Source organism: Paraburkholderia sp. FW306-2-2C-D06C (assembly GCF_058781505.1).
Genome location: NZ_JBYSWU010000005.1, coordinates 198,028 through 210,186, shown reverse-complemented (window position 1 = coordinate 210,186; position 12,159 = coordinate 198,028). Strand labels below are relative to the sequence as shown.

Genomic DNA, 12,159 nt, shown 5'->3' with positions numbered 1-12,159 from the left:
GCGCCCTGCGAAGCCGAGGCGAAGGGAAGCGCGGTCAAGTCAGGCGAATGAGGTCGATGAACGAGGTCGATAAATGAGCCCGGCGAATGCCAGGTACGGCGCCGCGTACCTTGCTATGATCGCGGGATGCGTAACCATGCAAATGAGCATGCACATGAGCACGCACATGCAATGCATGAGCGAACACACAGGGCCGCTCGGCCCCAACAGGACGGCAACGACAATGGCAGCAGACATGGACGTCAAGCAGCGCTTTTTTCCGCATACCCAGGATGAACTGAAGGAAATCGCCTCGGACATCCTTCGTCACGCGAAGTCGCTCGGCGGCACCGACGCGGCAACCGAGATTTCGGAGGGTGACGGCCTGTCCGTCTCCGTGCGGCGCGGCGAAGTCGAGACGATCGAACACAACCGCGACAAGATGGTCGGCGTGACGGTGTTCATCGGCAACAAGCGCGGCAACGCGAGCACCTCGGACTTTTCGTCGCAGGCCTTGAAGGACACGGTCGCGGCGGCTTACAACATCGCCCGCTTCACTGCTGAAGACGACTGCGCGGGCCTCGCCGAAGCCGAGCTGCTCGAAACCGCGCCGCGCGATCTCGACCTGTATCACCCGTGGAACCTCTCGGCTGACGAAGCGGTGGAAATCGCCCGCCGTGCGGAAGACGCGGCGTTCGCCACCGATCCGCAGATCAAGAACTCGGAAGGCGCGAGCGTCTCGGCGCAGCACTCGCAGTTCGTGCTGGCCACTTCGCGCGGCTTCCTTGCCGGCTACCCGTATTCGCGCCATTACATCGCGTGCGCGCCGATCGCCGGCAGCGGCCGCAACATGCAGCGCGACGACTGGTACACGTCGACCCGCAGCGCCGACGAACTCGCCGATCCGGAAGCGGTCGGCCGTTACGCGGCGCAACGCGCGCTGGCGCGTATCGGCGCGCGCGGCCTCGACACCCGCAAGGTCCCGGTGCTGTTCGAAGCGCCGCTCGCCGCCGGCATTCTCGGCGCGTTCGTGCAGGCGACCAGCGGCGGCGCGTTGTACCGCAAGACCTCGTTCCTTGTCGACAGCCTCGGCACGCCGGTGTTCGCGCCGCACGTGCAGGTGGTCGAAGACCCGCACGTCGCCCGCGCGATGGGCAGCGCGCCGTTCGACGAAGAAGGCGTGCGCACCAAACAGCGTTCGGTCGTGAAAGACGGCGTGGTGGAAGGCTATTTCCTGTCCACCTACTCGGCGCGCAAGCTCGGCATGCAGACCACCGGTAACGCCGGCGGCTCGCACAACCTGTCGCTGCGCAGTTCGAACACGCGTCCTGAAGACGACTTCGAGGAAATGCTGCGTAAGCTCGGTACGGGCCTGCTGCTGACCGAGCTGATGGGGCAGGGCGTGAACTACGTGACGGGCGACTATTCGCGCGGCGCGTCGGGCTTCTGGGTCGAGAACGGCAAGATCCAGTATCCGGTCGAGGAAATCACGGTGGCGAGCACGCTGCAGGAGATGTTCCGCCATATCGTCGCGATCGGCGCGGATACGATCACGCGCGGCACCAAGCAGACCGGCTCGGTGCTGATCGAACGGATGACGATCGCGGGGCAGTAAGCGGGTTTTAATCGCGCCTCGGCGCCACGCTACAAACAAAAACGCCACGCAAGTGATTGCGTGGCGTTTTTTCATAGGCGTGCGTAGAGGGCTGAGGGACTGAGCTTCGAGCGCTGAACAAAAACCTCAAACGTCCCTGCGCCGATACGTCACGAACGCGTAATCGAAATCGTTCGGTGCATGCGCGCGATGCGTTTCGTGCGCGACTTCTTCCCATTCGTTTTCATCGAGTTTCGGGAAGGTGGCGTCGCCTTCGAAGTCTGCCGAAATCTCGGTGACGATCAGCTTGTCCGCCTGACGCAAGCCCTCTGCATACAGCTGCGCGCCGCCGATCAGGAACGCTTCCGGCGCCTGGTCCTGCGCGGCCAGCTTGAGCGCTTCTTCCAGCGTGGTCGCGGTATCGCAGCCCTGAAAACGCCGCGCGGCGTCGCGCGTCACGACAATGTTGCGGCGTCCCGGCAGCGGCCGGCCGATCGATTCATGCGTCTTGCGGCCCATGATGATGGGCGCGCCCATCGTGGTGCGCTTGAAGAACGCAAGGTCTTCGGGAAGTCGCCAGGGCAACTGGTTGTCGCGGCCGATCACGCCGTTATTGGCGCGAGCGACGATCAGGGTGAGCGTCGTCATCGAATGGAAAGGGGAACGTAACCGGACTGATTCTACCTGACGCGCGAGCCGGCTCCGCCGTTGCCGCCTGGCGGCGAGCCGCGACGCCGCGCCGGCAGCAGGCAAACCTTGGCCAGCGTGGCGTCATTCCTGGACGGGATCGTCGGCGCCGAAGGGCGGTTTGTCGTCGGCCGCGCTCATTTCGCGCAAGCCGTGGTGGCCCATCAGGCGGTACAGCGTGACGCGCGAAATATTCAGATCCGCCGCCGCCTCGTTCAGCCGATGCCGATGGCGCAACAGCGCCGCTACGATTGCGCGCTTTTCGGCAGCCTCGCGTGCTTGCGACAGGCTCATGGTCTGCTGCTCGGTGAACTGGGCGAGATCGAGGTCGTCGGCGGAAATCAGCTTGTTCTCCGCCATCACGATCGCGCGGCGCACGCGGTTGATCAGCTCGCGCACGTTGCCCGGCCAGTTGTAGTTGTACATGGCCTCGATCGCCGACGGCGTGAAGCCGCGAATCTTGCGCGCACTGTCGATCTTGAACTTGTGCAGAATGTGATGCGCGAGGATTTCGATGTCTTTGCCGCGTGCGCGCAACGGCGGTTCGTCGATGCGCAGCACGCAAAGGCGGTGAAACAGGTCGGCGCGGAAATGCCCTTCGCGCATCGCGCTTTCCAGATCGACGTGCGTGGCCGAAATGATCCGCACGTCGACCGGAATCGACTCGCGGCCGCCGAGCCGCTCTATCTTGCCTTCCTGCAGGAAGCGCAACAGGCTCGCCTGGCTTTCGAGCGGCAGATCGCCGATTTCGTCGAGCAGCAGCGTGCCGCCGTCGGCCGCTTCGACCCGGCCGATCTTGCGCTGGCTGGCGCCGGTGAACGCACCGCGCTCGTAGCCGAATAGTTCGGACTGCAGCAAGTGGTGTGGAATCGCGCCGCAGTTGATCGCGATGAACGGCGCTTTGCGGCGCGGCGAGCGTTCGTGGATCGCCAGCGCGGTGAGTTCCTTGCCGGTGCCCGACTCGCCGGAGATGAATACGCTCGCGTCGGTGTTCGCCACCTTACGGATGGTGCGAAAGAGCTGCTGCATCGCTTCGCAGGTGCCGACCATTTCGTCGTCGCCGGACTCGTCGACGGGCGGGGCGAGTTCCGGCTCGCACAAGGTCACCATGCCGAACGCGTGGCTCACCAGATAGTCGATCGTCGCGTTCGCCACCGGTATCTTCACATAGTCGAAGCAGTAGTGGCGCACGAGCCGCCGCACCTCCGGATCGGTGATGCGTTCACTCGTGGCGAGTGCGATCCAGCCGATCTGCTGCTGGCGCAAACTCGCTTCGAGTCCACCCAGATCGCGTAGTGAAAAGCTCGCCAGATCGACCATGCCGGCGCACGCCACGTCCGTCTTCACGAGCCTTCCGAGTTCGTGCGCCGAGCGCGCCACTGCGACGTGCCAGCCGCGGCTTTGCAGATGCGCGATGAGGGTTTCGTCCGGCGTGCGCGAGACGTACAGCAGCATGCGTTCCGTTTGCGCCCGGGTGCCTGCCGCGCCGGCAGCCGCGGTCACCGGCGCCATCGTCGTAACAGCGGCACGGTTCGTCACGGCTTCGACGGGACGGCCCACCGGCATCTCCTTCGGCAGCGCAAGCGTCGTATGCGATCCCGCTCCCGCTCCCGGAGCCACACTAGTCAGATGAGGTGATTCACGCACGTTCGACCTCGTTTCGTTGGCACGTCAGAAGGTATAGGGAAACCGCATGCCCACCACGAAATTCGGCGCATCGGGCGTCAAGCCGACCGACACCGAGCCGTTGGCCGGCCGCGTTCTGCACGGCGCTCAGCGTGCCCTGGGCGAGGGCGTTCGCGCCGTTGGGCAACTGCCATTGCGAAAGCACATTCAGAACGAAGCCGGAAATCATCGTGGCGTCGGCATATTTGCCGGTCTGGTTGGCGAGGACATCGTCGTCCACCATCTGCACTTTGATGGCGGCGGAGCCGATGTCGCGGGAAGCGAGAAATTCGGGCACCGGTGGCGAGCCGGCGCCTGGTGACGCATAGGCGCTGCCGGTCAGGCCGCACATCGTGGTGCAGATTGCGAGGCCTAACTGTGAGAGATGGCGCTTCATGGTTGGGTCAGAACAGGTCTGCCTTGATCAAGCCGTATTCGACAAAAGGAGTCGCCGCTGTGGTGTTGGCAAGCGCGCTTGCACGCAGCTTGAGCGCGAGAGACTCGTTGTCCTGCAACAGCGGTGAATCCTCCCTGAAGGATTTGCCGAAGACTGCGAACACAAGACCGTTCCAGGTCCTGGCGAAGTCCTCTTCGAGCACGATGCGATTGCCGAGCGTCGGATCCGCGACGAAGACGCGGCCATCCTGGACATGCTTGACGATCACGAAGTGCTCATACCCGTCGATGTTCATCAGAACCATCACGGGGATTTGAAGGTGTTGGAGCGCTTCGGCGTTGACCCGGAGGCCGCGGCCGCGCAAGCCGATGGTCTCGACGAACTTCTTCATGTCGAGCATCGAGAAGCCGTTCCTGATAACGATTTCGGGCGTGGAGAACACCATCATCCGGAGAATCAGTTCGGTTTCCGGAATATCGATGCCGTAGCCGTACTTGAGGAGGGTTGCGAGCGCCGCCGCACCGCAGCTGTAGTCGAACTGCTGATTGACGATGTGGTTGTAACGGATGTCCTTCATCGAACGTACCGTCCTGGTCAGCGGAACGCCTGCCAACCTGGACGTGTCGACGCTCGCCTGCGCGTAGCTGTCACTCGCGCACAAAGCACAACTCGCCAGCGCCACGGCGAATCGTAGCGCCGGGAACCCCTTGAACCCGGACATGCTGGTCTCCTGCTCTTATTAGCGCCGGCGGCCTTGCTTTGGCGGCCGCCGGCGCTACCCGCCCCTGATACACCTGCTTATTTACTCACGTTCAACGCAGCGATCGCCAACCCGTTGTGCTGCAGGTTGCCCGCACCGCCGGCGGTGTTCACGCCGATGTTGCCCGACGCGCCTTGCAACGAGTTGTCGCCAATCGATGCGTTGACCATGAAGTTGTTGATCCTGGCGCTACCGCCCGACGACTGGCTGTTGAAGACTTGCGCATTGCCGAACACGTTGCCGACATCGACCGATGCCAGCGATGCTTCGTTGCTTTGCGCGTTGTCGACGCCTTCCGCGATGTCGATGCCGACGTTGCCTGACACGCCGTTGCCGACCCCGGTGCCGGTGGTGGCCGTCAGATTGCCGGCTTTCTGCGTATTGATGTGTTCCGTGATCCGGCCGGTCACCTCCACGTCGGTTTTGTCGAGCGTGGCGTCGATACCCCGTGCGGCGGCCACGCTGTTGGTTTCGGTCGGCGAATGGTCGGCGGCATCGACGCTGAAGCCGGCGGTGAAGAGGGCGACGGCGGCCGCCGGGGCGGCTAGCGCCGCCACCGGGCTGCGTACGCGCGAAGTCCGGGTTGAAGTGATCATGTCGGTCCTTGCTCTGTCCTGTGAGCGTGCGGTGCGCCGGGAACGCGGCAGCCGCTGAATTGCGCCGCTGGTTTTGGCCGGCTACTTTCTTTGGTAGCTGGCAACGTTGCTTTGCGCAGCGCGCGCGGCGTCGACCGGAATCGGCAGCGGCGAGGGTGGAGCGATCTCGTCCCACAGCGTTACGCTGTGGCCGCTGCCGTCGCCGCGCATCAGCTGCGGCGTCGTCGCCACCATCACCATGCCGAGCGCGCCGCCCCGTTGCCGCGACAACACCTGGCCGTCGAGCGAAATATCGTTCACGGATGCAGCATCGGCCGGAATGCTCAGTACGTCGTCGGCAAGCTGGCTGCTTTCAAGCGCCGTCGCATCCGGCGAGGCCGCCGCTGCGGGCGTCGTGCTCGCGAGGGTGGCGGAGCCGGTGTCGGCGGAATCGGATGGTTTGGCGGATTGAACTAGCGCGGATTCCTGGGCATTGACGCCGGCGGGCAGGGCGATCAGCGCCCCAGCGGCGCAAAGCGCGACGCAAAAGGCGGCGCAGGGCGCCAAACCGCCCATGCCGATGCGCAAAGCGAGTCGCATGATGTGTCTCCTTGGTGCGTGGCATTTAGCGAAACATGTGCCATGAGTCGCAATCCTTTGATGCATCTGGATGCGGCCGGCAAACCGCGGAGTAAAACCTGAAAAATCGGATCAAAACGTTTCAGCGCTGAAACGGCAGGCAGAAAATACCCGCGATTCCTTAAATCGCAGCGGTACGAATTACCTTGGGGAACGCCATGAAAAGCGCTTCCACATTGGTTTTATTCGTAGGTTTAATACCTGTCGATTACCCGCTCAACCTTGTAGGGAAAGGGGGGCAACGATTAAATTCGCATAATTGTTTTCCAAGCGGCGCGCGTATAGTAAGCTCTCGAAAACAGCTTCAGATTTAAAAAAGCCCGCTAACGGGCCGTCTCAAACACACACGCCGCTTCTTGGGGATCAGCTGTCCGCACGGAATGGAATGGCCGTTCGGTTTTTGCGATTCGCGAATCCCGGATGAGTCAGCGTGTCTGAACTTGGGTTCAGGTGCGTGCGTCATCCTTAACGTTCGTTGACGAGAGGATCTGAATAATGGAACCCGCAACGCGGCAACTGATTTACGTTTCACGCGATCCGAGTGCGGAACTGAATACTCGCTTTCATCAGCGCGGCTGGCATGTCGAAGTCGTTGGATCGGCGCGCGATGTGCGCCGTGCCGTTCGCGCCGGAATGGCAGCGGGCGGACTGCTCGATCTGTCCAGCCATTTTCAGCCACACGAAATCGCCGCATTCGAGTCTTGCCTGACCATGCCGAACGTCGGCTGGGTCGCGGCCACCATGGCGGGACAATTGCAGGACGCCGCCTTGCGCCGGCTCGTGCGCGACTATTGTTTCGACTATGTAACGGTGCCTTCGCCGGGCGACAGGATCGTCGATTCGGTCGGTCACGCGTACGGCATGATCTCGCTGGGCGAACCCGCATCGAACGATGGTTCGCAAGGCGCCGAAGGCGAAATGGTCGGCTCGTGCGACGCGATGCTCGCGCTGTTCCGCTCGATCCGCAAAGTGGCGATGACCGACGCACCGGTGTTCATCTCGGGCGAATCGGGCACCGGCAAGGAATTGACTGCGGTAGCGATCCACGAACGCTCGGCACGCCGCAACGCGCCCTTCGTGCCGATCAATTGCGGCGCGATTCCGCCGCATCTGCTGCAATCCGAATTATTCGGCTACGAGCGCGGCGCATTCACCGGCGCCAATCAGCGCAAGATCGGCCGGGTGGAAGCGGCCAACGGCGGCACACTGTTTCTCGACGAAATCGGCGACCTGCCGCTCGAAAGCCAGGCGAGCCTGTTGCGCTTCTTGCAGGAGCGCAAGGTGGAGCGTCTGGGCGGCCACGGGTCGATCGACGTCGACGTGCGCATCATTTCGGCCACTCACGTGGATATGACCGCCGCCATGATCGAAGGGCGGTTCCGTTCGGACCTCTACCACCGGCTGTGCGTGCTGCAGATCGATGAACCGCCGTTGCGCGCACGTGGTAAGGATATCGAACTGCTTGCGCGGCACATGCTGGAACGTTTCAAGAAAGATGCAAGCCGCCGTTTGCGCGGCTTCGCACCCGACGCGATCGCGGCGCTGCATAACTACGGCTGGCCGGGCAATGTGCGCGAGCTGATCAACCGGGTGCGGCGCGCGATCGTGATGTCGGAAGGGCGCGCGATCACGGCGCGCGATCTGGAGCTGGCCGAGTACGTCGAGATCGTGCCGGTATCGCTCGCGCAGGCGCGCGAAGCGGCCGAGCGCCAGGCGATCGAGTTGGCGCTGCTGCGCCATCGTGGGCGTCTGGGCGATGCCGCGCAGGAGCTGGGCATCTCGCGCGTGACCTTGTACCGCCTGCTTTGCGCGCACGGCATGCGCCATATGGAAGGCGAGCCGCTGGTCACGCCGCACAGCGATTTGCCGGCTTCGGTGCCGCATCTCTGACAGACCGCGCGAGTCTTGCTCGCCGCGGCTTCCCCGCCGGTATTTTCGACTTCGCAAGCCGCGGCCGGGCGCCGCGCAGCTACGCTTGTTAAAATCGGGTTTTCCTCCAATTTCCGCGGCGCGCGCACGCGCCGGCCGAAGGAACCCGCATGAAACAATACCTCGACCTCGTCCGCATGATTCTCGACACCGGCACGTGGCAGGAGAACCGCACCGGCATCCGCACCATCAGCATGCCGGGCGCGATGTTGCGCTTCGACCTTCAGCAGGGCTTCCCAGCGGTCACCACGAAAAAGCTGGCGTTCAAGTCGGCGGTGGGCGAACTGGTCGGGTTTTTGCGCGCGTCGCGCAGCGCGGCGGATTTTCGCGATCTCGGCTGCAAGGTGTGGGATGCCAACGCCAACCAGAATCCGCAATGGCTCGCGAATCCGTATCGCGAAGGCCCGGACGATCTCGGCGACGTATACGGCGTGCAATGGCGCCAATGGCCTGCCTACAAGGTGCTGGACGCCGCCGCGAGCGCGCAGCTGGCCGACGCCGCTGCCCGCGGCTTTCAGGTGATCACCGAATTCGACGAAAACGGCAGCCGCAAAGTGCTGCTGTACAAGGCGATCGACCAGTTGCGCCAGTGCCTCGACACGATCATGCAGAACCCCGCCGACCGGCGCATTCTGTTTCATGCATGGAACCCCGCGGTGCTGGACCAGATCGCGTTGCCGGCTTGCCATCTGCTTTATCAATTCCTGCCGAACGTGGCGCGCCGCGAGATTTCGTTGTGTCTGTACATTCGCAGCAACGACGTCGGGCTCGGCACGCCGTTCAATCTGACCGAAGGCGCGGCGTTGCTGCATCTGGTCGGCCGGTTGACGGGTTATAAGCCGCGCTGGTTCACTTATTTCATCGGCGATGCGCACATCTACGAGAATCAGCTCGATATGTTGCAGCAACAGCTCACGCGCGAGCCGTACGAAAGTCCGGCCTTCGCGATCTCGGACCGGGTGCCCGACTACGCGCAAACCGGCGTGTACGAGCCGGAATGGCTTGAGAAAATCGAGCCGTCGGATTTCTCGCTGGTCGGCTACCGTCATCACGAGCCGCTGACCGCGCCGATGGCGATCTGAGCGTTTGCCGGCCGATGTGAAGAAAAACCCCCGCGATGCGAATCGCGGGGGTTTTTTCATGCCGTCGTCAAACGACGGTGTTCTACCTTCATTAGCCCTTGTGGTGCTCGTCCCGGGTGCCGCTACCCGAATGCTGCTCCGCGTGTTGCGGCTGCGGCTGCGGTTGCGGGCGCGGCTGCTGCACCTGCTGCGGACGCGGCTCGGGACGCGGCTGCGGTGCCGGTTGCGGATGGAACTCCTGGCGCGGCGGCTGCTGCACCTGCTGCATCGGCTGCGGCCGTGGCTGCGGCGCCGGTTGCGGATGAAACTCCTGGCGCGGCGGCTGCTGCACCTGTGGCATCGGCTGCGGCCGCGGTTGCTGCACTGGCTGCGGATGGAACTCCTGGCGCGGTTGGGGCTGCTGCACCTGTTGAACCGGCTGCGGACGGAATTCCTGCTGCCGCGGCGCTTGCGGCTGAGCGTGGACTTCCGGCGGGCGCGGCGCCTGCGGTTCGGGCTGACGCTGTACCTGTTGCGGCTGCGGCTGCTGTTGCTGTTGCTGTTGCGGCTGGCGCATCTGTTGCGTCGCAGCCGGGTTCTCCGCCGGGCGTGGCTGGCCGTGCGGCTGCTGGGCCATCGCGGCGGGGTTTTCCGACGGACGCGGTGCGCCATGTTGTTGCATCCCCGCGTTGGCTTGCGCGCCGGGTTGCGGCGCGAACCCCGCCTGTCCCGGCTGCGGCTGCGGGCCGCCATGCTGCTGCGCCTGCTGGGCCATCGGCGTATGCGGCTGCGTCCATACCGGCTCGCGCCGCCCGTTCGCGCCGGGCTGCTGAGGCGCTTGCAGATTCGCTTGCGCCGGCATTCCGTGCTGCTGTGGCTGTTGCTGCGCAAAGCCGTTCAGATTGCCGCCGCCCGCTTGCGGCGGACGCGGCACGCCATTGGACGGATGACCGGGCTGGCCGACCTGGCCGGGCTGTGGCCGCTCGTTGGCCATCTGCGGCGGCATGCCCGGCCGCGCTTGCATTTCTCCGCCACGTTGCGGCGGCTGGCCATTGAGCGGCGCTGCTTCGCCCGGTCGCTGTCCGGCCTGTTGTTGCATCGCTCCCGGCGTTCCCAGCGTTCCCGGCGCGCCCTGCGCCATGCCAGGCGGCCGGCCGGCGATATGCGACTGCACGACCCGCACGTTCTGCGCTGGTATCCCACTTGCTGCACCAAGGCCACCCACGCTGCCCGGGCCACCCGCGAAGTGCGCCGGCACGGAAGTCCGCACGATCGGCGCCCCCGCGCCCGGCACCCGGCCGCCGCTTTGCGCAAAACGTTGCGCGAGGCTGTCGTGGAACGCCGCCGGCATCCCCGGATTGCGCGTCGCAACCACCGGGCGCGCTGCCACTTCAGCAGGCGGCCGGTAGTTCGCGTTGCGCAGCCCCGGGCCGAAACTTTGCCGCACCGGCGCGATTCCCGGCGCGCCCGGATTGATCCGGGCATTGCGCCATTGCTGCGGATCGACCTTCTGCGCAAAGCGCGCAACCGGCTGACCGTGCACGAAAGCCGTCGCCGGCACGGCGGTCACGGCGCCCGGCACACGATAGTTGACGTACGTGTTGTGAATGTTGGTCACGTTCACGTTCGTCACATTGACGTTGTGGTTGTAGTTGTTGACGATCGTCGTCTGGTTGACGCGGTCGTAGTAGCGCGGACTCCAGTGATCGTGGTCGCCCCAGTGCGGATGCCACGGCTCGCCCGGGCCGAGCGGGAACCATGCGCAACCGGCCGCGACCGCGCCGCCGATGGCAAGGCTCACGCCCCAGTCGATTCCGGGTCCGCCGCCGCCCACGAAGGCGACCAGCGCCGGCGCATACACAGGCGGCTCGCTGACCACGATCGGGCCCGGCACCCATGCCCACGAGTCGTCTTCATAGGCCCAGCGGCCGTAGTGGTAGGGCGCGAAACCCCACGGCTCGTCGTCGACCCAGGTCCAGCCCCACGGCGCCTGCCAGACCCAATGGCCGTCGTGATAGGGCGCCCAGCCGACGGGTGTGGCGCGCGGCACCCATACCTCGCCGTATTGCGGACTGCTGCGCCATGTGCCGTTGGCGTCGAGATCCTGGTAGCCCGGAATCTCGCGCGATACGTAGCGCGCCGACACCGAGCGGTCTTCCGCGGCGTCGCGGCTCGCGGCCCATTGATCGAAGCCGTCGAGGCCCGGCGCGCCGTTGTCGGCGACCTGTTGCAGGTTGGTGCCGGCAAAGCTGATCTGCTGGCCCGCGCTGACCGGCACCTGGCCGTTGTCGCCGTACACGGTGGCGCTGCCGCTGCGTACGGTGACGGTAGTGCTGCTGCCGTCCGGTGCGACGTCGACACGGTAGTCGCCGGGACCGTTCAGGCCGAGCGCCAGATTCGGCGTGTCGATTTCATACGACGACCCCGGTGCGAGATCGCGCACCCGCGCCGACAACGTGCCTTGCGCGACTTTCAGTTGCGCGCTGTTGTCGTCGAGATTCAGCAGGTCGAGGCTCGTGGACTGGCCGAGGCGCACCGCGGTCGAGCCGATGTGCAATTCGGAGCGCGCGTTCTGGTCGTTCCACATCTGGTCGCCGGTGGTGAGCGGGCGGTTGAGCTGCGCGTACGACCAGTCGGTCGCGCCGGCCGGTTCGGTCGTCACCGTGCCGGCCATGTAGTTCAGCCGCGCGACGCGGCTGGGCGGATCGGTGTTCTGGCTCGCGGCCACCGGCCCGGCGGCGCCCGGCGGCGCCTGCTGGACTTCCTGCGCGAGGGTGGCTTGTGCCGCGAACATGAAGGCGGCGGCAGCGATCAGCGTGTAGCCGATGACACGCCGTGTCGAACTTGGGTGATTGGCGACTGTTCTCATGAGT

The 12,159-nt window shown here is 64.8% G+C and carries 10 protein-coding genes; 3 read left to right on the top strand and 7 right to left on the bottom strand.

Features of this window, described 5'->3' with window-relative positions; all coding sequences use genetic code 11:
• Window positions 1-223 precede the first annotated feature (223 nt).
• Complete coding sequence (gene pmbA / locus AC3WLT_RS06070; RefSeq protein ID WP_492591020.1) at window positions 224-1,594, top strand: metalloprotease PmbA; 1,371 nt, start codon at window positions 224-226, stop codon at window positions 1,592-1,594.
• Window positions 1,595-1,720: 126 nt separating this feature from the next.
• Here the strand turns inward: pmbA and AC3WLT_RS06065 are convergent, their stop codons facing one another.
• The 6 genes from AC3WLT_RS06065 to AC3WLT_RS06040 form a co-directional block, all read right to left on the bottom strand.
• Complete coding sequence (locus AC3WLT_RS06065) at window positions 1,721-2,221, bottom strand: dihydrofolate reductase (RefSeq protein ID WP_492590997.1); 501 nt, start codon at window positions 2,219-2,221, stop codon at window positions 1,721-1,723.
• A 123-nt stretch (window positions 2,222-2,344) separates the two neighbouring features.
• Complete coding sequence (locus AC3WLT_RS06060; protein WP_492591019.1) at window positions 2,345-3,772, bottom strand: sigma-54 dependent transcriptional regulator; 1,428 nt, start codon at window positions 3,770-3,772, stop codon at window positions 2,345-2,347.
• A 127-nt stretch (window positions 3,773-3,899) separates the two neighbouring features.
• On the bottom strand, window positions 3,900-4,322 hold the full coding sequence (locus AC3WLT_RS06055) for a hypothetical protein (protein ID WP_492590996.1): 423 nt from the start codon (window positions 4,320-4,322) through the stop codon (window positions 3,900-3,902).
• A 7-nt stretch (window positions 4,323-4,329) separates the two neighbouring features.
• A complete protein-coding gene (locus AC3WLT_RS06050) occupies window positions 4,330-5,043 on the bottom strand; it encodes a C39 family peptidase (protein ID WP_492590995.1) in 714 nt (237 codons plus the stop codon).
• 77 nt (window positions 5,044-5,120) lie between these two features.
• Complete coding sequence (locus AC3WLT_RS06045; protein WP_492590994.1) at window positions 5,121-5,678, bottom strand: FapB/FapC family functional amyloid domain-containing protein; 558 nt, start codon at window positions 5,676-5,678, stop codon at window positions 5,121-5,123.
• A gap of 81 nt (window positions 5,679-5,759) precedes the next feature.
• A complete protein-coding gene (locus tag AC3WLT_RS06040) occupies window positions 5,760-6,257 on the bottom strand; it encodes a hypothetical protein (RefSeq protein WP_492590993.1) in 498 nt (165 codons plus the stop codon).
• 534 nt (window positions 6,258-6,791) lie between these two features.
• Here AC3WLT_RS06040 and AC3WLT_RS06035 point away from each other — a divergent pair.
• Both AC3WLT_RS06035 and AC3WLT_RS06030 read left to right on the top strand, forming a co-directional pair.
• Window positions 6,792-8,186 carry a sigma-54 dependent transcriptional regulator gene (locus AC3WLT_RS06035; protein WP_492590992.1) on the top strand — a complete coding sequence of 465 codons (1,395 nt, stop codon included), beginning with the start codon at window positions 6,792-6,794 and terminating at the stop codon, window positions 8,184-8,186.
• A gap of 149 nt (window positions 8,187-8,335) precedes the next feature.
• A complete protein-coding gene (locus AC3WLT_RS06030) occupies window positions 8,336-9,307 on the top strand; it encodes a thymidylate synthase (protein WP_492590991.1) in 972 nt (323 codons plus the stop codon).
• A gap of 91 nt (window positions 9,308-9,398) precedes the next feature.
• On the opposite strand, the gene AC3WLT_RS06025 is transcribed toward AC3WLT_RS06030, so the two are convergent.
• Complete coding sequence (locus tag AC3WLT_RS06025) at window positions 9,399-12,155, bottom strand: DUF6600 domain-containing protein (RefSeq protein ID WP_492590990.1); 2,757 nt, start codon at window positions 12,153-12,155, stop codon at window positions 9,399-9,401.
• Window positions 12,156-12,159: the final 4 nt, after the last annotated feature.

Coding starts and splice junctions, on each gene's coding strand:
- pmbA (WP_492591020.1), top strand. CDS start 224: ATGGCAGCAGACATGGACGTCAAGCAGCGCTTTTTTCCGCATACCCAG.
- AC3WLT_RS06065 (WP_492590997.1), bottom strand. CDS start 2,221: ATGACGACGCTCACCCTGATCGTCGCTCGCGCCAATAACGGCGTGATC.
- AC3WLT_RS06060 (WP_492591019.1), bottom strand. CDS start 3,772: ATGGCGCCGGTGACCGCGGCTGCCGGCGCGGCAGGCACCCGGGCGCAA.
- AC3WLT_RS06055 (WP_492590996.1), bottom strand. CDS start 4,322: ATGAAGCGCCATCTCTCACAGTTAGGCCTCGCAATCTGCACCACGATG.
- AC3WLT_RS06050 (WP_492590995.1), bottom strand. CDS start 5,043: ATGTCCGGGTTCAAGGGGTTCCCGGCGCTACGATTCGCCGTGGCGCTG.
- AC3WLT_RS06045 (WP_492590994.1), bottom strand. CDS start 5,678: ATGATCACTTCAACCCGGACTTCGCGCGTACGCAGCCCGGTGGCGGCG.
- AC3WLT_RS06040 (WP_492590993.1), bottom strand. CDS start 6,257: ATGCGACTCGCTTTGCGCATCGGCATGGGCGGTTTGGCGCCCTGCGCC.
- AC3WLT_RS06035 (WP_492590992.1), top strand. CDS start 6,792: ATGGAACCCGCAACGCGGCAACTGATTTACGTTTCACGCGATCCGAGT.
- AC3WLT_RS06030 (WP_492590991.1), top strand. CDS start 8,336: ATGAAACAATACCTCGACCTCGTCCGCATGATTCTCGACACCGGCACG.
- AC3WLT_RS06025 (WP_492590990.1), bottom strand. CDS start 12,155: ATGAGAACAGTCGCCAATCACCCAAGTTCGACACGGCGTGTCATCGGC.